This window comes from Maritalea mobilis (assembly GCF_004363175.1).
Classification (GTDB): Bacteria; Pseudomonadota; Alphaproteobacteria; order Rhizobiales; family Devosiaceae; genus Maritalea; species Maritalea mobilis.
This window is the reverse complement of the sequence record NZ_SNYR01000001.1, coordinates 446,411-467,131: the sequence shown is the minus strand read 5'-3', so window position 1 is coordinate 467,131 and position 20,721 is coordinate 446,411. Positions and strand designations below refer to the sequence as shown.

General features: G+C 50.7%; 16 protein-coding genes and 1 tRNA gene. 10 read left to right on the top strand and 7 right to left on the bottom strand.

Features of this window, described 5'->3' with window-relative positions; all coding sequences use genetic code 11:
• The 4 genes from ATL17_RS02045 to ATL17_RS02030 form a co-directional block, all read right to left on the bottom strand.
• Window positions 1-1,062 carry a GGDEF domain-containing protein gene (locus ATL17_RS02045; protein ID WP_133571110.1) on the bottom strand — a complete coding sequence of 354 codons (1,062 nt, stop codon included), beginning with the start codon at window positions 1,060-1,062 and terminating at the stop codon, window positions 1-3.
• 116 nt (window positions 1,063-1,178) lie between these two features.
• Window positions 1,179-2,555: a DEAD/DEAH box helicase gene (locus tag ATL17_RS02040; RefSeq protein WP_133571109.1), complete on the bottom strand. Its 1,377-nt coding sequence runs from the start codon at window positions 2,553-2,555 to the stop codon at window positions 1,179-1,181.
• Between the two features lie 153 nt (window positions 2,556-2,708).
• A complete protein-coding gene (gene parE, locus ATL17_RS02035) occupies window positions 2,709-4,763 on the bottom strand; it encodes a DNA topoisomerase IV subunit B (protein WP_133571108.1) in 2,055 nt (684 codons plus the stop codon).
• Between the two features lie 191 nt (window positions 4,764-4,954).
• A complete protein-coding gene (locus ATL17_RS02030) occupies window positions 4,955-5,311 on the bottom strand; it encodes a hypothetical protein (RefSeq protein ID WP_166638862.1) in 357 nt (118 codons plus the stop codon).
• A 220-nt stretch (window positions 5,312-5,531) separates the two neighbouring features.
• Between ATL17_RS02030 and ATL17_RS02025 the strand changes: the two genes are divergently transcribed.
• Both ATL17_RS02025 and ATL17_RS02020 read left to right on the top strand, forming a co-directional pair.
• Window positions 5,532-7,070 (top strand): ATP-binding cassette domain-containing protein, encoded by a 1,539-nt coding sequence (locus ATL17_RS02025; RefSeq protein ID WP_133571106.1) that lies wholly within the window; start codon window positions 5,532-5,534, stop codon window positions 7,068-7,070.
• 96 nt (window positions 7,071-7,166) lie between these two features.
• Entirely contained in the window at window positions 7,167-8,069 is a 903-nt protein-coding gene (locus ATL17_RS02020) for a sulfotransferase domain-containing protein (RefSeq protein WP_133571105.1), read from the top strand.
• Window positions 8,070-8,126: 57 nt separating this feature from the next.
• Here ATL17_RS02020 and ATL17_RS02015 read toward each other — a convergent pair whose 3' ends face one another.
• The gene (locus ATL17_RS02015) at window positions 8,127-9,329 is read right to left on the bottom strand and encodes a PQQ-dependent sugar dehydrogenase (protein ID WP_133571104.1); all 1,203 of its coding nucleotides are present in this window, start codon (window positions 9,327-9,329) and stop codon (window positions 8,127-8,129) included.
• A 162-nt stretch (window positions 9,330-9,491) separates the two neighbouring features.
• On the opposite strand from ATL17_RS02015, the gene ATL17_RS02010 reads away from it, so the two are divergent.
• Genes ATL17_RS02010 through ATL17_RS02000 form a run of 3 tightly spaced genes read left to right on the top strand, consistent with a single transcriptional unit; the run spans window position 9,492 to window position 13,821 of the window.
• A complete protein-coding gene (locus ATL17_RS02010) occupies window positions 9,492-10,220 on the top strand; it encodes an ABC transporter ATP-binding protein (protein ID WP_133571103.1) in 729 nt (242 codons plus the stop codon).
• On the top strand, window positions 10,214-12,580 hold the full coding sequence (locus ATL17_RS02005; protein WP_166638861.1) for an ABC transporter permease: 2,367 nt from the start codon (window positions 10,214-10,216) through the stop codon (window positions 12,578-12,580). Before ATL17_RS02010 ends, ATL17_RS02005 begins: the two co-directional genes overlap by 7 nt.
• A 5-nt stretch (window positions 12,581-12,585) precedes the next feature.
• On the top strand, window positions 12,586-13,821 hold the full coding sequence (locus tag ATL17_RS02000) for an efflux RND transporter periplasmic adaptor subunit (RefSeq protein ID WP_133571102.1): 1,236 nt from the start codon (window positions 12,586-12,588) through the stop codon (window positions 13,819-13,821).
• Window positions 13,822-13,917: 96 nt separating this feature from the next.
• Here the strand turns inward: ATL17_RS02000 and glnA are convergent, their stop codons facing one another.
• Together glnA and ATL17_RS01990 are read right to left on the bottom strand one after the other, a co-directional pair.
• On the bottom strand, window positions 13,918-15,327 hold the full coding sequence (gene glnA, locus ATL17_RS01995) for a type I glutamate--ammonia ligase (protein ID WP_133571101.1): 1,410 nt from the start codon (window positions 15,325-15,327) through the stop codon (window positions 13,918-13,920).
• A 54-nt stretch (window positions 15,328-15,381) separates the two neighbouring features.
• The gene (locus tag ATL17_RS01990; protein ID WP_133571100.1) at window positions 15,382-15,720 is read right to left on the bottom strand and encodes a P-II family nitrogen regulator; all 339 of its coding nucleotides are present in this window, start codon (window positions 15,718-15,720) and stop codon (window positions 15,382-15,384) included.
• 369 nt (window positions 15,721-16,089) lie between these two features.
• Here ATL17_RS01990 and ATL17_RS01985 point away from each other — a divergent pair.
• The 5 genes from ATL17_RS01985 (at window position 16,090) to ATL17_RS01965 (ending at window position 20,591) form a co-directional block, all read left to right on the top strand.
• A tRNA-Leu gene (locus ATL17_RS01985) sits at window positions 16,090-16,173 on the top strand.
• Between the two features lie 50 nt (window positions 16,174-16,223).
• The gene (gene tig, locus ATL17_RS01980) at window positions 16,224-17,600 is read left to right on the top strand and encodes a trigger factor (RefSeq protein WP_133571099.1); all 1,377 of its coding nucleotides are present in this window, start codon (window positions 16,224-16,226) and stop codon (window positions 17,598-17,600) included.
• A gap of 144 nt (window positions 17,601-17,744) precedes the next feature.
• Window positions 17,745-18,287 carry an HdeD family acid-resistance protein gene (locus tag ATL17_RS01975; protein ID WP_133571098.1) on the top strand — a complete coding sequence of 181 codons (543 nt, stop codon included), beginning with the start codon at window positions 17,745-17,747 and terminating at the stop codon, window positions 18,285-18,287.
• A gap of 91 nt (window positions 18,288-18,378) precedes the next feature.
• Window positions 18,379-19,851 carry an NAD(P)H-hydrate dehydratase gene (locus ATL17_RS01970; protein WP_133571097.1) on the top strand — a complete coding sequence of 491 codons (1,473 nt, stop codon included), beginning with the start codon at window positions 18,379-18,381 and terminating at the stop codon, window positions 19,849-19,851.
• 116 nt (window positions 19,852-19,967) lie between these two features.
• Window positions 19,968-20,591, top strand: a complete 624-nt coding sequence (locus ATL17_RS01965) for an ATP-dependent Clp protease proteolytic subunit (protein WP_133571096.1) — start codon at window positions 19,968-19,970, stop codon at window positions 20,589-20,591.
• Window positions 20,592-20,721: the final 130 nt, after the last annotated feature.

Sequence of the window (20,721 nt, the reverse complement as noted above, 5' to 3'; positions counted from 1 at the left end):
TTACGCCACTTTTGGTTTGCGGAACTCATCATCAGTTTCGCAAACTACACGGTTACGGCCAGTGCGTTTTGCTGTGTACAAGCAACCGTCTGCGCGTTCGATCAATTCTGGAATTGATTCTTCGTGACGATATTGCGCGGCACCGATGGAAACGGTGATGCGGCCCAGCTTTTCGTTTGTTGAGCGCTTCAGCAATTCTTTGGCGTGCACAGCCTTACGAATTTTTTCTGCAATCAAGCGAGCGCCACGAATATCTGTATCTGGCAAAATCGCAGCAAACTCTTCACCGCCAAAGCGAGAAGCATGATCGCGACCTTTCAGATTTGACTTCAATGTCATGGCCACAAGACGCAAAACTTGGTCACCAGTTTGGTGGCCATAATTGTCGTTGAAGGCTTTGAAATGGTCGATATCCATCATCAACAAGCAGAAGGTTGTGCCTGTTTTCTTGCTGATTTCAAGGACTTGCTTAAGGCGTTGGTCAAAGCTTTTGCGGTTCGCAATTTTGGTCAGCGGATCCAACATGGTTTCACGGCGGGCCGTGTCCAAATCTCGTTTCAAGCTGGAAATGTCTTGCTTAGACACTTTGAGCTTTTCTTCGAGGTTTTTGTTGGCTTCCTGCATTTTGTGGGTTTCGGCTAAAAGCTTATTTGCCAAGATGCGCAGGGCTTCTTGGTCAATCGCACCAAGCAATTGCTGCTCAGCTTGATCCAAAGAACCAGAATAACCTTCGGCAGTGTCGATTGCGTCATCCATGGCGCGATTAACCGCGTCAATTTTAGATGACATTTCTTGCGACACGCTGGTCAAACGTGATTCAAGATCTGACGGATTGTCAAAGAACTCGCGATAGACTTGCAACACATTTTCCATGGAAAGCGTGTTGTCTTCGCCCAACAGCATGTTTAGCCGCTCGTTGAGCTGCTCGTTAATGCCGGATGCGTAAGTGTAACAAAGTTCGTAGAAGTGCGGGTAGGGCGGAATCTTCGCGCGCTTGAGCATGCCCAAAGCGGCAAAAGAGTACTCAAGAGTACGCTGATAATCATGTTCAGATACAAGCATATCTAATTCCGAACCAGACTTTGCGTTAATTGCAATTTGATGCAATTTCCCCAAAGCTTATTTACCCACACCCTGTTTGTAATGCGCGATCTATAAATTTTGCGTTAAAAACGCCGTTAACTTGCGCGTCGAACAGGCCTTAGCAAGAAGGCAGGCACCTGATCTGATTGACCAAATGGCACCCGGTCCTGGTTGTCATTTCCAGAACGCTTTTTGCGGTTATTCTTTGATGGTTTTTCTGATTCTGTCGAGGCGCTTTTCTGATTTTTTTCGGCGTTTTCAGCGGCTTGCTTCTTTTGGCCGCGATTGCGCCGAGGCTTTTCGCTTTTCGACTTATCAGAATTAGATTGTGCTGATTCTTCTTGTTCGAAATTTTCGATTGGAATCGTTTTTTCGATCAGCTTTTCGATTGCGCTGAGATATTTCTCATCAGCCTTTGTTACAAGGCTAACGGCTTCACCCGTACGGCCAGCGCGACCGGTACGACCGATTCTGTGCACATAATCTTCGGCATGTGTTGGTACGTCGAAGTTATAAACATGGCTCACTTCAGGAATGTCCAAACCACGTGCAGCCACATCACTGGCCACCAAAATTTTGATGGTGCCAGCTTTAAAGCCATCCAATGTGGCCATGCGGCTTTTCTGGTCCATATCCCCATGCAATGCGCCAGCGTTAAACCCGTGCCGTTCGAGCGAACGGGTGAGGGTGGCGATGTCGCGTTTGCGATTGCAGAAGATGATGGCGTTGTTCAGTTCTTTTGCCGCATTGATTTGCGCGCGCAATGCTGCGCGTTTTTCAAACGGCTTTGAGCCAACTTTGATCGCTTTTTGGGTGATGGTTTCGGCAGTTGAATTTTGCCGTGCCACTTCCACGCGCTCAGGATTGGTCAAGAATTTATGGGTCAATTTTGCAATTTCATCCGGCATGGTTGCGGAGAATAGCAGGGTTTGACGACGCTTTGGCAACAGGGCGCTGATGCGCTCAATGTCTGGCACAAAGCCCATGTCTAGCATGCGGTCAGCTTCGTCGATCACGAAAATGTCCACACCTGTCATCAACAGGCGACCACGTTCAAAATGGTCAAGCAAGCGGCCCGGTGTCGCGATCAAAACGTCTGCGCCACGGTCCAGCTTTTTATTCTGCTCTTCAAAGGAAACGCCACCAATCAACAAGGCCACGGTCAGTTTGTGGTTCTTGCCGTATTTCTCAAAGTTTTCATGAACTTGAGCTGCGAGCTCGCGCGTTGGTTCTAAAATCAATGTGCGCGGCATGCGGGCGCGTGCCCGGCCTTTTTCCAGCAGGGTCAACATGGGCAATACAAACGAAGCTGTTTTGCCTGTACCTGTTTGTGCAATGCCGACAATATCTCGTTTTTCCAAGATATGCGGAATTGCTTTTTGCTGAATATCCGTTGGTTGGCTGTAGCCTGCATCAGACACAGCATTAACAACGGATTGGCTCAATCCAAGTTTTGAAAAATGTTCGCTCAAGTAAATACGTCCACTTAGCCAGTTGTGTTGGTCATGTTTTGTTTAGTGGCCCCGCGCACGAGACCATAACGACAATAACCGTTAAGTCAATGGGTTATTGGGAATCTTTCTTAACGAACCCCGGCTGAACTGAAGATGAATTGAGGGGAAAGCCTAAATATCGAGGTCGTCAACAAAGGCTGCGTTTTCTTGGATGAACTGAAAACGAAGCTCAGGTTTGTTGCCCATAAGACGTTCGATACTGTCTTTAGTCTCATCAAATTGGCTTGCAACATCAATGCGCAAGAGGGTGCGAGACCCCGGTTTCATTGTGGTTTCTTTAAGATGCTGGAACGGCATTTCGCCCAAGCCTTTAAATCGGGTGATTTCAACTTTGCCACGTCCAGTAAACTCTTCCGCCATCAATTTATCTTTGTGGGCATCATCTTTGGCATACAAAGTTTTTGCGCCTTGGGTGATGCGATAAAGTGGCGGCACGGCGAGGAACAAATGGCCTTCGCGCACCAGATCCGGCATTTCTTGGAAGAAGAAGGTCATCAACAAAGCAGCAATGTGGGCGCCGTCCACGTCCGCATCGGTCATGATAATGATTTTGTCGTAGCGCAAATCTTCGCTGCGATATTTTTCGCGGGTGCCGCAACCTAGCGCCTGTGCAATGTCTGCGATTTGCTGGTTAGCGGTGACCTTGTCGCGGGTTGCGCCCGCAACATTGAGGATTTTGCCGCGAAGGGGCAGCACGGCCTGGTTAGACCGATTGCGTGCTTGCTTGGCGCTGCCGCCCGCTGAGTCACCCTCAACGATAAAGATTTCGGCGCCTTGCGCTGCGCCTTGCGAACAGTCGGCAAGTTTGCCGGGCAAACGCAAACGGCGGGTCGCGCTTTTGCGGTCGATTTCTTTTTCTTTACGGCGGCGCAAACGTTCTTCGGCGCGTTCAATGCTCCATTCCAGCAATTTGCTGGATTGGTTTGGCGAGGCCGCCAACCAATGGTCGAACGAGTCGCGCACGGCGTTTTCAACGATCTTTGTCGCTTCAGTGGTTGAGAGTTTGTCTTTTGTTTGGCCAACAAACTCTGGCTCTCGAATAAAGGCAGAGAGAACGGCGCAACAGTTTGACAGCACGTCTTCGGCTGTCAGAATTGACGCGCGTTTGTTGCCTGTTAGTTCGGCATAAGCTTTCAAGCCGCGCAACATGGCTGCGCGCAAGCCTGCTTCGTGAGTGCCGCCATCTTGGGTTGGCACGGTGTTACAGTAAGATGCAACAAAGTTGTCGCCGATAGTGAAGGCGATTGCCCATTCAACGGCGCCATGTTTGCCCGGTGTGCCTGCGCGTCCGGCAAAAATTTCTTCTACAATGCGCGTGCGGCCATCAATGCGGTGTTCCACATAGTCTTTAAGACCATTGGGGAAGTGCAATGACTTTTTGGGCGGCACGTCTGTGCCTTCAACCAATTCAGGATCGCAAGACCAGCGAATTTCAACGCCAGCAAACAGATAGGCCTTGGCTTGTGACATTTCAAAGATGCGCTTGGGCGCGAACCTCGCTTTGTCGCCAAAGATTTGGGCATCAGGGTGGAATTTGATGGTGGTGCCGCGCCGATTGCGCACTTGGCCCATATTCTCAATGCCAGTGACCGCATGGCCGCGCGAGAACTTTTGCACATAAAGTGTTTGGTCGCGGGCGACTTCTACGATCAGATCGTCAGAAAGGGCGTTCACCACAGATACACCCACACCGTGCAAACCGCCGGAGGTTTCGTAAGCCTTTGAGTCAAACTTACCGCCCGCGTGCAGCGTGGTCATAATGATTTCTAGCGTAGAGCGACCGGGGAACTTCGGGTGTTCCTCAACCGGAATACCGCGACCATTGTCGGTAATGGCCAAATAGCCTTCGGCATCCAAATGCACTTCAATGCGGGATGCGTGGCCGGCAATGGCTTCGTCCATCGAGTTGTCGATGATTTCAGCAAACAGATGGTGCAGGGCATTAATGTCTGTGCCGCCAATATACATGCCGGGACGGCGGCGCACAGGCTCCAAGCCTTCCAAGACTTCAATGTCTTGGGCGCCATAAGATTTGTCTTCTTTAGAGGCACTGGGGAGTGGCGCACTGCTTTTAGGCGCAGATGTGCTCTCAGTGCTGGCGCTGGTCGTCTTTTTGGGCTCTTCGCCGCCGCCAAATGCTGAAAACAGATCGTCGCTATCGTTCATTTGCTACCGCCTCGAATCATCTCTAGTGCTCTGATTACCATATTTGCGGGGATTAGGGGGCGGTCAATCACTTGGCCCGGAAAATAACCGGATTGCGCGACTTATCGACGATTTTTAGAAATTACGTGAAAAATAAATTTATCGAAGAATCTTTTACATGCTGAAAATTGCATGGATTGCAGCGCGACGTTTCAGAATGAAACTGGTAAGTGCTTGAAGCCATTGAATTGAGGTTGATTGGTAAAGGTTTGTTTAACTTTATGCGGCGCTAAAGTGCGGAAATTATTGATAAAATCTTTCTGGCGCGTCAGCACTTTTTTAACAACGTGCTGATAAAAATCTCCACATACGGTCGATGAGTTTGGAGTACCCGTATGATTGTCAAAGCAAAAACCAGCGTAACCGGACCTTTTGCCGAGACGATATCCAATTGGATGGCGCAAGTCGGATTTAATAGTTTTGCGTACCGACTTGCCCATATCCAAATGCCGCGCCATTTTGTTTCCGTCGCGCTGGCGCTTATTTTCTTTTTTGTGTGATCTTGCCAAGGCTTTGACATCTGATTAGGCTCACAAAAGCAATATCGCTTTTGGAGGACGTTGGCTTGGCACGCCATTTTCGTTTAACACACGGACCACGTTGGGCCCTGCTTCAATATTTGGGGTAGGGCGGGCGCATTGGTCGAACAATCTTTGTGACTCGCTTTGATCGCGCTTCTTCATGGGGCGCAGAATTTTATGGCCGTTGGCCAATTAAGTGACGAAGATTATGACTGTTTTACAATTTCAATCGATCTCTGCAGTTGCGCGCGAAACGCTTTTTCAAAATCTAGATTTGACCCTCAATAAAGGCGACTGCCTTGGGCTTGTGGCTGGCAATGGCCAGGGCAAAACCACATTGCTGCGGCAAATTGTGGGCGAGCTGGAGCCACATAGCGGCCAAATCATCACCTCTCGTGGGGCAAAGATTGGCTATATGCCGCAAGAATTGCCGGAAGACTGTCTGCCCATGACAGCGCGTGACTATGTGTTGAGTGCCATTGCGCCCGAGGAGCAGGATTTTGAGGCGTGGCGGGCCGATGTGGCGCTGAATGATATGGGCGTGCCTTATGAATATGGCGAAATGGTTCTTTCGTCGCTTTCCGGTGGTTGGCGTCGATTGGTGATGTTGGCCAAACTGTTTGCGGGCGAGCCAGATATTTTGGTGTTGGATGAACCAACGAACCATTTGGATTTGGAAAAAATCTATCTGGTGGAACGGGTGCTGAAAGCGATGAGCGGCAAAGTGGTGACAGTACTCACCAGTCACGACCGTGCGTTTTTGGACAGTGTGACCAATAAGACTTTGTTTTTGCGCCCGGGGGAATGTCAGGAATTTGATGTATCCTATTCTCATGCGCGGATTGCACTTGAAGAATTGGACCAAGCTGCGCGCGACAAGGCGGAGCGAGACCAAAAAGAAATCAACCGCCTGCGCGCAAATGCGGCCAAACTGTTTAACATCGGCACCAATAGCGGGTCAGATCTGCTGCAAACCAAGGCCAAGCAACTCAAAGAACGTGCGGCCAAAATTGAAGGCAGTATCGCTGATTTGCATAAGGATCGGCATGGTGATGTGACACTGGCCAATCGCGGATCGCATGCCAAGGTGGCGATGAGCTTTGAAAATTTCGTGGTGGCCACGCCAGATGATCGCAGATTGTTTTCGATTGAAAAGCTGTTTCACTATCAAGGTGATCGCATTGTTGTTTTGGCAGAAAATGGCCGCGGGAAAACGCAGTTTATTAAAGCGGTGAAGCGGGCGCTTGATGGTGAAGAGGTGCCGGGCATATGGACCACGCCCTCCAATGTGGTGGCCTATGCTGATCAGAATTTAGATATGCTGCCTGCCAAGCAATCGCCATTGAGCTACATCACGGAGCACTTTGATGTGGGGGATCAGCGAGCCAAAGGGATGTTGGCCAATATTGGGTATATTTATGAGCAGCAAAGTCAGCCGATAGGGCAACTTTCGTTTGGGCAACGTACGCGATTGCTGCTGTTGGCGCTGCGATTGACGGAGCCGAACTTCTATTTGTTAGACGAACCAACGAACCATCTTGATATTCATGGTCGTGAGCAATTGGAGCGGGAAATAGTGGAGCGGGAGCCGAGCGCTTTGGTGATTTCCCACGACCGCCATTTTGTACGCGCCATTGGCACGCGCTTTTTTGAAATTGACGCACGGTTGCGGCTTTTTGAAGTGGATAGCCCGGAGCCATTTTTCGACCGATTGCGTGAAAAAGATTTGGATGAGATGGTTGGGTAAACCATTATTTTTAACCGAACCCATGCGGGCAGGGTTGTCCGCATGGTGAAAGGCGCGTAAAACGCGCTGCAATAATTTGATTTAGAGTGAGTGAATATGAGTGAACGCAAGGCTCGGCCATTATTCTGGATTGCGTCTTATCCCCATAGTGGCGATTTGGCGGTCCGTTCGTTTTTGCAGCAGGTTGCGAAAATCAAAGGCTATCGTCCGAATGATCCGGCGAGCCTTGAATATCTCAATCGCGATGTGCCGTGGGACACAGATGTTTGGTTTTACCGTGAGGTGATTGGCAAAGAGCCAACAGAGCTGAGCGAAACCGAAATTGCGGCGGCGCGGCCAAAAATTCACGACTATTTGTCAAAGAAATATCCCGGTTTGCCTTTTATCAAAACCCACGCGGTGCGCGCGGAGTTTTATGGTGAGCCAAGCATCAACACTAAAGTGTCTGGCGGATCGATCTATTTGATGCGCAATCCGCTTAATTTGGTGATGGCATTTGCTTATGCAGGCAAACGCAAGCCGTTGGATGCGATTAAATTGCTGGCAACCAGTGAATATCGCCAACCAACCACCAAGCAAAATGCGATGGAGCCTTGGGGATCTTGGTCTGAAAATGTGAAGAGCTGGACTGAGGCTGGATTGCCGCAGGATATGACTGTGCGGTTTGAAGATTTGCTGGCTGACCCACATGGACAATTTAAACGCATTGCGGACCATATGCGGCTTGGTGTTGACGAGAAAGAACTGAAAAAAGCGGCTGACGAAGCGATCAAAACACTCGGCATTGAAGGCAAGAAAGCTTCAAGCGATCCTTGGAAACAAGGGCTTACGCCAGCTTATGCGCGTTCAGTTTTGGAAGTACATGCGCAGCAAATGGCACGGTTCGGTTACCTAACCAATGAAGTGCTGAATTTTGCTGAAATTGATCGCGATACGGCGCTTCGGTCGTCTGCTGCATTGAGCCAATTGCAAGCTGCGAATGTGAATGTTGCGCACTAAATTTGGCGCATTGAAGAATTGCGAAGGCCGGGGATTTCCCCGGCCTTTTTTCTTGGTTTAATCCTGCGCGGTAATCCTGACCACGCGGCCATTGCCTGAATCTGTGAGGGCGAGGATGGAGCCATCCTTATCGATCTCAATGTCGCGGACGCGGCCGAGTTCGGGCAGGAGTCGTTCTTCACCTGTTACGTTGTCGCCATCCATAGTGAGGCGGACGATGCCGCCGGGATTGAGCGACGAGGCGATGATGTTGCCGTTCCAATTAGACAGTTCTTCGCCAGTTTTAAAGGCGAAGCCGCCGGGGGCGATCACCGGGTCCCAATAATAGCGGGGTTCGACGAAGCCTTGCGCGCGTGGTCCACCGCTGCCAATGGGCCGACCGCCATAGGTTTCGCCATAACTGACCACTGGCCAGCCATAATTGGCACCAGCTTCCAATTTATTGAGTTCGTCGCCGCCTTTTGGACCGTGGCTTAACAGCCAGATTTCATCGCTATCAGGCCGCAGGGCTGCGCCTTGGACATTGCGCACGCCAAGGGCGTAAATCGTGTCGATGGCGTCTTTCTGGCCGAAGAAAGGGTTATCCTCTGGCGCTTTGCCGTCCAATGTTACGCGGATGATCTTGCCGTAGGTTTTGTCTAAATCCTGCGCAAACACACGTTCTTGCTGGGATGAATGTTCCCCGGTGGTGATGTAGGCATAGCCATTATGCGGGATAATGCGGCTGCCATAATGCATTGGTGTTGGGGAAGGCGGATTTTGCACAAAGATATCCTGCACCTCAGTGAGGCTGGTCATATCCTCCGACAAAACAGCGCGGGCGGCTGCGGTGACGGATTTGTTGCCCTCCATTGGTTTTGAATAGGTGACGAAAATCACCCGACTTTCAGAAAAATCTTCCGCCAAAGCCACATCAAGCAAGCCGCCTTGGCGCACATTATGGACCGCGGGCACGCCTTCAATGGGGGCTTTGACGAGTTCGCCTTCTGGTGTGATCAGGCGCAAGCGGCCTTCGCGTTCGGTGACCAAATAGCCCCCATCAGGAAGCACGGCGATGCCCCATGGGTTGCTGAGGCCTTGCGCTACATTTTCCACTTGCAAGGCTACATCGCTTTGCAGAATGGGCGCGCGGGTTTGGTTTTCAAAGGCGGGTTGAAACTCTGGCACATTTTTAGGGCCGCCATATGCCGCATCATTTTGGGCCAATGCGGGCGCGGAAAGTGCGCTGGCAAGCAGGGCAAGGGTGAGGGCGTTTTTCATCAGGCGAGCTCCTTTGATTGTGTCGAGTGTATATGAAACGAGTTGTGCAACAATATGGTTTCAGGTGACTTGGCGCGATGACAGGATTGTGATCTGCTGTTGCCATGATTGGCGAGTTGATATCGGTCAATTCGCCCATGCAAAAAGATTCTATGGTGGGGCATGGCAGATTTTACGCAACCCGATATAGACCGAGCTTATCTGATGAAAGGGCTCACCAAAACATATGGTGAGGGCCGCACGGCTGTGCATGCGTTGCGTGGCGTCGACCTTGAGATTGGCCGTAGCGAAATTGATGTGCTGCTGGGACCATCTGGCAGCGGCAAATCTACCTTTTTGAACATTCTAGGCGGTTTAGACACTGCGAGCAGCGGTGAAGCATGGTTTGGCCAGCAATGTTTGACCGAAATGAATGATCGGCAATTGACCCGATATCGCCGAAACCATGTTGGATTTGTGTTTCAGTTCTACAATTTAATGCCCAGCCTGACTGCGCGCGAAAATGTGGAACTGGTGACGGAGATTGCCGACAATCCAATGGACCCGGATGAAGCGCTGCATCTGGTGGGATTGGGCAAGCGGCTTGACCACTTTCCAGCGCAACTTTCTGGCGGTGAGCAGCAGCGAGTGGCAATTGCCCGTGCTGTGGCCAAACAACCGGACGTTTTGTTTTGTGATGAACCCACCGGGGCGTTGGACAGCGCGACTGGCCGGGCGGTGTTGCGGGTGTTGCAGGATGTGAATGAGCGTTTGGGGACAACCGTTTTGATCATCACCCACGCGGCGGCGACAGCGGCCATGGCGGATCGGGTGATCCATTTTGCTGATGGTGCCATTCGCGAAGTGGTGATGAATGAAAAACGCCTGGCTGCCGAGGAGATTGAGTGGTGAGGCCGCTGCATGCCAAATTAACCCGCGATCTTTGGCGGATTAAGGGGCAGGCGCTGGCGATCATGCTGGTGATCGGCATTGGCGTGGCGCTGCAGGTGATGATGACTGGATTTGTTGCATCGCTGACGCAGACGCGCGACGCTTATTATGAGCGGCACCAATTTGCGCAAATCTTTGCGCCGGTGGCGCGCGCGCCGGAGCATATTGCGCATCAATTGCAGGATATTCCCGGTGTCGCGAATGTGCAGACCCGACTGACGGGCATGGGGCTTATCGATGTTGAAAGTCGGGACATTCCGGTTTCGGCGCAGATACTCTCTCTGCCTACACATGAGTTGCGGCATCTCAATGAAATTCGACTGACGGCGGGACGGAAGCCAGACGCGAACAAGGCCGAAGAAATTGTATTGTTGGACAGTTTTGCCACCGCGCACAATATTTTGCCCGGCGATCAGATCAGCGTGACGCTAAACGGGACGCGGCGCACATTTGATGTGGTGGGCACGGCGCAATCGCCAGAATTTATTTATTACGCCGCGCCGGGCGAAATGATTCCCGATGATGAACGGTTTGGTGTGATTTGGATAGGCCGTCCAGCGCTGGCAGCGGCATTGGATTTGGAGGGGGCGTTCAATCAGGTGTTGATGACTTTGCTGCGTGGGGCGGTTGTTGAGGCTGTTTTGGACGAGGTGGATCGTGTTTTGGAACCATATGGTTCACCGGGCGCTTATGGCCTGAAAGATCATCCCTCTGATCGGTTCCTATCAGAAGAAATTGCAGGGTTGGAGATTTCCGCAAAGAATGTGCCGCCCGTCTTTATGCTGGTGGCGGCGTTTTTGCTTTATATTGTCACCAGCCGGACGATCCAGTCGGAGCGTGAAGAAATTGGCTTGATGAAGGCGTTTGGCTATACCGACACTGAAGTGAGCATTCACTATTTGCAATTGGTGGCGATTATCGCGTTGGCTGGGGCTCTGTTTGGCTGTTTGCTTGGCGTGGTGCTCGGGCGGGTGACGGTTCCGGTTTACACTACTTACTATAAATTGCCATTTTTGCTTTTCCGGTTGGAGCCAGCGTCTTTTGCCTCGGGCATTTTGACTAGCGTAGGCGTTGCGACATTGGGAGGAGCGTTTGCCCTACGGCGGGTGTTTAAACTGACGCCTGCGGCGGCTATGCGTCCGGCTGCGCCGCCTGATTTTTCCAAGGCTGGGCAATTTGGTGCTTGGCTGATGGCATTTCTTGATCAACCCTCACGCATGGTGGTGCGGCGGTTGGTACGGCAGCCCTGGCGGATGCTGGGCGCGGTTGCTGGCATTGCGGCAGGGATGGCGCTGAGCCTCTCTATGCTGATCATTTATGAAGGTTTTGACACAGTATTGGACCGGACATTCAATGTGATCGACCGTTCGGATGCGACGGTGAGCTTTGTGACCAATGCGCCCGTGAAGACGCTATTTGAGCTGGATCGATTGCGTGGGGTGACCTTAGCAAAGCCGGTGCGCAATGTTGCGGTGGTGCTGCGCAATGGGCGCCATGAGCATTCTGGCGCAATCACTGGGCTGTCGCCCGACGGGCAGTTGTTTCGTGCGCTTGATTCTCAAGTGAGGCCAATTCGGCTGCCGGACAAAGGTATTGTGCTATCGAAACCGCTTGCGGACATGTTGCAAGTGGGGATTGGCGATGCGCTGACCATCGATATAAGAGAGGGCAGCCAAATGGTGGTGACCACGCAGGTTGCTGGCATTGCCGAAAGTCTGATCGGTTCGCCCGCTTATATGAATATTGCGGCGCTGAATCGGCTGATGAATGAACCGAACCGGGTTTCGGGTGCCTATATTGCCATCGAAGATGGGGCGCAAGATTCGGTTTATGCCGCGCTTAAGGGCATGCCCATGGTTGCAGGTGTGAGCTTGCGCCGAGAAGCAGAGCAGGCGTTTCAGGAAATTATGAACCAAGGGGCGGGGTTTTCCCGCTTTATTATGGGGTTCATGGCCTTCGCGATCACCTTCGGCATTATTTACAATGTGGCGCGGGTGGCGCAGGACGAACGGGCGAGAGATCTCGCCAGCTTGCGGGTCATGGGCTTTTATCGCGGGGAGACAGCCTTTGTGCTGTTGGGCGAATTGGGCGTGGTCACTTTGGTGGCGTTGCCCGTTGGCATTTTGCTGGGCAATAGTTTGACCGCATTGATCGCCGCCGGTTTTTCTACAGACCTTTATCAAATTCCAGTTGTTTATGCGCCGAAAGCTTATGGCGTGGCGGTTGCCGTTGTGGTGGCCGCTGCCTTCGCTTCCGGCTGGCTGGTGTGGCGCGATTTAGGGCGCGCTGACATCACTTTAGCCCTTAAGACAAGAGAGTAACGACCATGCCAAAACGTGCAAAAATTTCTCGAAATCTATTTATCATTGTCGGGCTTGCTGCGGTTTCCGCCACGATTGCGCTGACTTTGATGCCAAAGCCAACCGAAGTGGATTTGGGGCAGGTGCATCGGGGTGACCTTGCAGTGACCATTGACGAGGAAGGGCGCACGCTGGTGAGCGAAACTTATATTGTTTCCACGCCAGTGGCTGGCCGACTGCTGCGGGTTGAAATGCATGCTGGTGATGAGGTGACCAAGGGCAAAACCATAGTCGCCAAAATGCGGCCCACCAACCCGGCTGTGTTAGACAGCCGTACGCGCGAACAGGCTTTGGCAGCGGTTGATGTGGCACGAGCAGCGGTGCGTGTTGCGGAAGCGAATTTGAATGCGGCTATGGCGAGTGAAGAGCTGGCCGAAGCAGCCTATAGCCGAACCCGTTCCCTTTCAGAACGTGGTGTGGAAAGCGAAGCTGCTTTGGAGCGTGCGGAGGGTAATCTACGCGCGAGCCGTGCCAACCGAGAAACCGCAGAGGCGGCGATTGCGATGCGCGAAGCTGAATTGGCTAATGCGCAGGCGAGCATAAATGGGCGTGATGATTTGGGGCTAAATGGTCCGGATGATTTAGCGCAAGCAGATGATATTCCGCTTTTTTCCCCCATCAATGGGCGCATTTTGCAGGTGTTGCAGGAGAGCGCCACGACATTACCTGCGGGCGCGCCGATTATGGAGATCGGAGATGTTTCGGCTGATCTGGAAGTGATCGCTGAATTGATTTCATCGGATGCTGTGCAAGTGGATGAAGGTGACCCGGTTGTGTTGCGGGATTGGGGCGGACCCAATGATTTGCAGGGCAAAGTGAAGCGGGTGCATCCGTTTGGGGCAACCAAATATTCTGCGCTGGGTGTGGAAGAGCAGCGGGTTCAGGTTGAGATTGAGCTGTTGACGCCTGCTGAGGAACGTTTGGCGCTTGGCCATGGATACCGCTTGGAAGTGGGCATTATTGTTTGGCAGGCGAACGATGTTTTGTTGGTGCCTGCAAGCGCCTTGTTCAAGGAGAATGGGCAATGGTCAGTATTTGTGGCCAATGAAGGCGTTGCACGATTGACAGCGATTGAAGTTGGTCAGAGCGATGGCGTTCTAACGCAAGTGGAAAGCGGGCTGAGTGCAGGTGATGACGTGGTGCTTTATCCTTCAGCTGCGATTGAGGATGGCAGCAAGATTGCGCCGCGCACCGTTGAATAGGCTTCACGCTGCTTCTGATTTGAGCACAAAAAAAGAGGGCGCCGAAATGGCGCCCTAAGTTTTAGGTATTGCTACCTAGGGGATAGGAGTGAATTCCTAAGCGGAATAATACATATCAAACTCAACTGGGTGAGGTGTATGTTCGAAGCGGATCACTTCTTCCATCTTCAATGCGATGTAGGAATCGATCTGATCGTCATCAAACACGCCACCGGCTTTCAAGAAGTCGCGGTCTGCGTCCAACGCTTCCAAAGCTTCACGCAATGAAGACGCTACAGTTGGGATTTCTTTCAACTCTTCAGCTGGCAATTCATACAAATCTTTATCCATTGGATCGCCTGGATTGATTTTGTTTTTGATGCCGTCAAGGCCAGCCATCAACAAGGCTGAGAATGCCAAGTATGGGTTGGCCATTGGATCTGGGTAACGCACTTCAACACGCTTGGCTTTTGGTGAGGAACCAAACGGAATACGGCAAGAGGCTGAACGGTTACGCGCTGAGTAAGCCAACAATACTGGTGCTTCAAAACCTGGAACCAAACGCTTGTAAGAGTTGGTTGATGGGTTTGTGAAGGCATTTGTTGCTTTAGCGTGCTTGATGATGCCGCCAATGAAGTGCAAGCACTGCTCTGACAAGCCTGCATAGCCATCGCCAGCAAAGTTTGGTTTGCCATCTTTCCAGATTGACAAGTGGCAGTGCATGCCTGTGCCGTTATCGCCATAAACTGGCTTTGGCATAAAGGTTGCAGTTTTGCCGTAAGCTTGAGCAACTTGGTGCACGCCATATTTGTAGATTTGCACTTGGTCAGCAATGCGGGTCAATGTGTCAAACTTGATCCCCAATTCGTGCTGAGCAGACGCCACTTCGTGGTGGTGCTTTTCAACAGTTACGCCCATTTCTTTCAAAACGGTCAGCATTTCTGAACGCATGTCTTGCGCGCTGTCCAAAGGAGGAACAGGGAAGTAGCCTTTTTTCTGGCCGATATGGTGACCCATGTTGCCAGCTTCATATTGAGTGTCAGTGTTGGTTGGCAACTCAATGTTATCAAGCTGGAAGCTTGTGTTGTATGGATCAGCTTTAAAGCGAACATCGTCAAAGATGAAGAATTCAGGCTCTGGACCAACAACAACAGTGTCACCAATGCCGGAAGATTTTACATATGCTTCGGCTTTTTTGGCTGTTGTGCGTGGGTCGCGGTTGTATGCTTCGTATGAGGCAGGCTCAAGAATGTCGCAATTGATCGCGAGTGTTGATTGGCCAAAGAATGGGTCAATGTGCACAGTTTCATTGTCTGGCATCAAAACCATGTCTGACTCGTTGATGGCTTTCCAGCCACCGATTGATGAGCCGTCAAACATTACGCCATCTTCAAACATGTCTTCATCAACAGCGGACACGTCCATTGTCACGTGTTGCAGCTTGCCCCGTGGATCGGTGAAGCGCAAATCAACGAACTGAACGTCTTCGTCTTTAATTCTTTTCAAAATGTCATTAGCAGAAGTCATTTGATCTATCCTAATTTCCCTTGACTGGGTTTGTTGTTTGACAGGTTTGTTTATTTAGATGGCGTCGTCGCCGGTTTCACCGGTACGAATCCGAATGGCTTGGTCGATGGTGGAAACGAAAATCTTACCGTCGCCGATGCGGCCGGTTTGCGCCGCGTTGCGAATGGCTTCGACAGCTTCTTCAGCCATATGGTCCGCAACCACGATCTCGATTTTCACTTTAGGCAGAAAATCCACCACATATTCTGCGCCGCGATAAAGCTCTGTATGGCCCTTTTGACGGCCAAAGCCCTTTACCTCGGTAACTGTAATCCCCTGAAAGCCAGCGTCCTGAAGGGCCTCTTTGACCTCATCGAGCTTAAATGGCTTCACAATAGCTTCAATTTTTTTCACGAGACCTATTCTCCATAAGGCTGGTTCGTTTGCGATATACAATGCATGAGGCGTGCCAGTTTTGGCGCGCATGGCAAAGAGCAACAAAATCAGCAGTTTAAGTTGATTTGCGCAAAAATGGGGCAGGGGTAATTTTTATGAAATGCCTAATTTTTAGGCAAATTGCCGCTTTTTTAGGCAGCGCGTGCGTGAGGGGTTTTTTGCTCATCGAATAAATTTACGCTGCCATTCGGCCCAGAATTTGGGGGTAAATTGGAAAAAATGACAGTTTTTCCATATTTAGGGCAAAAAAATCACGAAAGTGCTTTGACTGTTGTTTGCAATTGGGTTAGACCCAGCGCCGACTTCATCGCTGAGGGAATAATTTTAGCGGGTGTGGTGAAATTGGTAGACACGCCAGATTTAGGTTCTGGTGCCGCAGGCGTGGGGGTTCAAGTCCCTCCACCCGCACCATCATCCCCAGCGAGCACTGATCGATCGAATTAAAGAACGGGATTTTCCGCATGCAGGTTTCTGAAACCCTCAATGAAGGGCTGAAGCGTAAGCTTGAAATGAGCATTCCGGCTTCTGAGCTCAACGAAAAGCTCGATGCCAAATTGAATGAACTTAAAGGCCAAGTGAACATTAAAGGGTTCCGTCCTGGCAAAGTTCCTTTTGCGCATTTGAAAAAAGTTTATGGCCGTTCTGTAATGGGTGACGTGATTCAAGAGAGCGTGAACAGCTCTGTTCAGTCTACCTTGAACGAACGCGACGAAAAAGCAGCTGCGCAGCCAGAAATTGACTTTGGCGAAGACGAAGCTGTTTTGAACAAAGTTTTCGAAGGTGAGTCTGATTTGGACTTCACTGTGGCATATGAAATTTTGCCAAATGTTGAATTGATGGACTTCAAGAAAATCAAAATTGAACGTCCAGTTGTTGAAGTTGACGAAAAAGAAGTCGACGAGCAATTCAATGCAGTTATCGACCAAAATCGTCCATTTGAAGCCAAAGACGGCAAAGTGGAAAATGGCGACCGTGTAACAATGTCTTTCTTGGGCAAAGTTGACGGCGAGCCATTTGACGGTGGTCAATCAGATTCAACACCATTGGTGATTGGTTCTGGCCAGTTTATCCCAGGCTTTGAAGAGCAACTTGTTGGCTTGAAAAAAGGCGACAAAAAAGTTGTTGAAGTGAAGTTCCCTGAGGACTATCGCGCTGAAAACTTGGCTGGCAAAGACGCTACATTTGATGTGGAAGTTTTTGAGGTGGAAACACCTGCTAAAGTTGAGATTGATGACGAGTTCGCCAAAACATTGGGTCTTGAATCAATCGCGCAGCTTCGTGAGATGATCACAGATCAGCTTAAAGGCCAGTTGGACGGTTTGACCCGTCGTCGTGTAAAGCGTGAAGTTTTGGACGCTTTGGACGATGCGCACAAATTTGATGTGCCTGAGCAGTTGGTTGACCTTGAGTTCAAAGGCATTTGGGATCGCGTGATGCACGATATTGAGCATCATGGTCGCAGCTTTGAAGATGAGGGCACAACCGAAGAGAAAGCACGCGAAGAATATCGCGGCATTGCTGACCGTCGGGTGCGTTTGGGCCTTGTGATTGCTGAAATCGGCAACAAAAACGAAATCGAAGTGACCGAAGAAGAGCACCAACGTGCTTTGATCGCGGAAGTTCAGAAATATCCTGGCCAAGAGCAGCAGGTATATGACTATTTCCGCAACAACCAGCAAGCTTTGGCTGGTCTTCGCGCACCGATCTTCGAAGATAAAGTTGTTGATTACGTGATTGAATTGGCTGAAGTGACTGACAAGAAAGTCACCAAAGACGAATTGATCAAGTTGGTTGAAGAGAGCGAAGAGGAAGACCTCGAGCCACACAACCACGACTAAAATCTCCTTCGAGATTTAGTTGATTGAATTAAGGTCGCCTTCGGGCGGCCTTTTTTTGTTTCTCGATGATTTTATTAAAAGTGTGCAAAATTCAGCATATCTTATGTTGTGATAGGTGTTTGGCATAATTCAGGGGAGGTAATCATGTCAGATCTATCAAAAAATTGGATGATTTTGTTTGTTTTGGGCTGCCTATCTGTATTGGCAGGTATTTTGGCGTTGCTTAATCCATTTGGCGCGACGTTGGCTGCAGAGCTTTTGGCCGGATGGTCGTTTTTGGTGATTGGCGTTGCGCAGATTATCAATGCATTTCGCGAAGAAGAATGGGGCGGGCGCCTTTGGACAATCCTATTGGGTGTTGTCGCTCTGCTAGCCGGAATCAGTTTGGTGATGAATCCGCTGGCTGGCATCATCACATTGACCGTTGTTTTGGGTTTGATGTTTCTCGTTTCGGGAATCTTTAAACTCATTGTGGGTTTTCGTGTGCATGACAGTGCGTTGAAATGGGCTGTCATCGTCTCTGGCATTATTTCAATTTTGCTGGGGCTGATGATTCTCAGCAATTTCCCAGGTTCAGCCGTCGTTGCGCTGGGCGTGATGTTGGCCGTTGAGCTGTTGAGCAATGGCGTAACTGCGATTGCGCTGGCCTGGTCTCGGAAATCTGGTGGCGTGCACGCTGCGGCCTAATTGACTTTGGGTTTTGTGGGGCGAATACCGCGAAACCCTTACTTGTTGTTTGGGATAGAAATTTATCCATGTGCTGTGTCAGACTGAGGTCATGACACGAGAATCACATTCAATATTGCTGACGCCAAAACAGATGAGTGAAGCGGATCGCTTGACCATTCAGCAGGGTGTGCCCGAATTTGAGCTGATGCAAAATGCCGGGCAAGTTGTTGCGGATTACATCACCACACATTTTCAAAAATGTAGCGTGGGCATTGTTTGCGGGCCGGGCAATAATGGCGGTGACGGGTTTGTGGTTGGTCGCTTGCTGCGTGATGCAGGTTGGTCTGTCAAACTAACATTTTTAGGCGCGCGCGATAAGCTGGGCGAAGCGGCGCAAAAGCATTTGGATTTGTGGGGCAAAGACGACAGCCCCGTGAATGATGTGTTGGGCGAAAGTGATTTGCTTGTTGATGCGTTATTCGGCGCGGGATTAGATCGAGATATTATTGGTACGTACGCCGAACTAATTAAACGACTGAACCGCACTAACAAGCCTATTGTAGCGGTGGATGTACCGAGTGGCATTGACGGTGAAACGGGTGAAGTGCGCGGCACTGCGGTGCGGGCGCTGGCGAGTGTGAGCTTCTTTCGGTTGAAACCCGGACATTTTTTGCTGCCCGGTATGAGCAATTGTGGCGATGTGCATTTGGGGCAAATCGGGATTGCCGAAAATGTGTTGGCCAAAATCAAACCCTCAATTTGGCGCAATGGTCCCGACCTTTGGACTGTGCCGCCATATGAAGCAGGAGGCCATAAATATAGTCGTGGCCACTGTTTGGTGCTCTCAGGTGATGAACTGAGGGGCGGCGCTGCTCGGTTGAGTGCAATGGCGGCGTTGAGAGCGGGTGCGGGCCTTGTGTCCTTATTTGGGGAGCAGGCAGGCCTTACAGCGCAAGCGGCGCATGTGACCGAAATTATGCTAAAGCCCGCGCCCATTGACGAGTTGTTGGCTGATGAGCGGTATAATTGCGTGATCTTGGGGCCGGGGGCTGGCGCCAGTGCACAATTGCGCGATCAGGTTTTGACGACCATTGCGGCCAAGCGCGCATGTGTGTTAGATGCTGACGCCCTGACCGCATTTTCAAGTGATCCAAAGTCATTGTTCGACCATATTCATAAATATGGTGGCAACAATGTTGTGCTGACACCGCATGGTGGTGAGTTTGAGCGTCTGTTTGGTACAGTTGCTGCGGGCGCGAACAAGGTGCAAAAAGTGCGCATGGCTGCTGAGTTGAGCGGTGCGCAAGTTCTTTTAAAAGGGGCTGACACGGTAATCGGTTCGCCCGATGGACGTGCAGTGATCAATGCAAATGCGCCGGCCATTCTGGCAACGGCGGGTTCAGGCGATGTTTTATCGGGGATAATTGGCGGCATGCTGGCACGCGGCATGGGCGGATTTGAAGCGGCATGTGCGGGCACCTATATACATGGGATGTGTGCGCAACAATTTGGAAAAGAAGGTTTAATTGCTTCAGACATTGTGGCGCAGCTGCCAAATGCGCTGATGGCGGTGAGCGAATAAATTAACCGTGACTTGAATGACTTGGTTTTTGGGCCTATCTCCCGGCTTTACGCTAAGTTAAGACAGGATCATATCTGATCGAAATAACCGATTCGATTGCAAAGAAGGTGGAACGTATGAAAGATCCGATGGATATGTTGACCAACACGCTGGTGCCAATGGTTGTAGAGCAAAGCAACCGTGGGGAGCGTTCTTTTGATATTTTCTCACGCTTGTTGCGTGAGCGCATTATCTTTGTGACCGGACCGGTTGAAGACAATATGGCGTCTTTGATTGTGGCGCAGCTTTTGTTCTTGGAGAGTGAAAACCCCAAGAAAGAGATTGCAATGTATATCAACTCGCCTGGCGGTGTTGTGACAGCTGGATTGTCAATTTATGACACCATGCAGTTTATCCGCCCGAAAATCTCTACCTTGTGTGTAGGTCAGGCGGCTTCAATGGGGTCATTGTTGTTGGCAGCTGGCGACGAGGGCATGCGCGGCGTGTTGCCGAATGCTTCTGTGATGGTGCACCAGCCTTCTGGCGGTTATCAGGGCACAGCGACGGACATTTTGATCCATGCCAAGCACACAGAGAACCTCAAGCGGCGCTTGAATGAGATCTATGTGAAGCACACAGGCCAAGATTACGAAACAATTGAGCGGGCTTTGGAGCGTGACAATTTCATGTCTGCCCAAGACGCGAAAGATTTCGGCCTTGTTGATAAAGTTTACGAAAAGCGCGCGGTGCCCGGCGAATAGGGCGCGCGCTTTGCTGCAAATGGCGGAAAAATGACACATTTGGTGCCTATTTCCGCAATTTGCGCGTTAAGATGAGAAAAGCTAAGGTATCAAAAACGCTTACGGTTTGTTTATTTGCAAGTGATAGCGT

Bases quoted from the DNA above. Each gene is read 5' to 3' on its own strand.
- ATL17_RS02045 (WP_133571110.1), bottom strand. From the start codon at position 1,062: ATGCTTGTATCTGAACATGATTATCAGCGTACTCTTGAGTACTCTTTT.
- parE (WP_133571108.1), bottom strand. From the start codon at position 4,763: ATGAACGATAGCGACGATCTGTTTTCAGCATTTGGCGGCGGCGAAGAG.
- ATL17_RS02025 (WP_133571106.1), top strand. From the start codon at position 5,532: ATGACTGTTTTACAATTTCAATCGATCTCTGCAGTTGCGCGCGAAACG.
- ATL17_RS02020 (WP_133571105.1), top strand. From the start codon at position 7,167: ATGAGTGAACGCAAGGCTCGGCCATTATTCTGGATTGCGTCTTATCCC.
- ATL17_RS02015 (WP_133571104.1), bottom strand. From the start codon at position 9,329: ATGAAAAACGCCCTCACCCTTGCCCTGCTTGCCAGCGCACTTTCCGCG.
- ATL17_RS02010 (WP_133571103.1), top strand. From the start codon at position 9,492: ATGGCAGATTTTACGCAACCCGATATAGACCGAGCTTATCTGATGAAA.
- ATL17_RS02000 (WP_133571102.1), top strand. From the start codon at position 12,586: ATGCCAAAACGTGCAAAAATTTCTCGAAATCTATTTATCATTGTCGGG.
- glnA (WP_133571101.1), bottom strand. From the start codon at position 15,327: ATGACTTCTGCTAATGACATTTTGAAAAGAATTAAAGACGAAGACGTT.
- tig (WP_133571099.1), top strand. From the start codon at position 16,224: ATGCAGGTTTCTGAAACCCTCAATGAAGGGCTGAAGCGTAAGCTTGAA.
- ATL17_RS01975 (WP_133571098.1), top strand. From the start codon at position 17,745: ATGTCAGATCTATCAAAAAATTGGATGATTTTGTTTGTTTTGGGCTGC.
- ATL17_RS01970 (WP_133571097.1), top strand. From the start codon at position 18,379: ATGACACGAGAATCACATTCAATATTGCTGACGCCAAAACAGATGAGT.
- ATL17_RS01965 (WP_133571096.1), top strand. From the start codon at position 19,968: ATGAAAGATCCGATGGATATGTTGACCAACACGCTGGTGCCAATGGTT.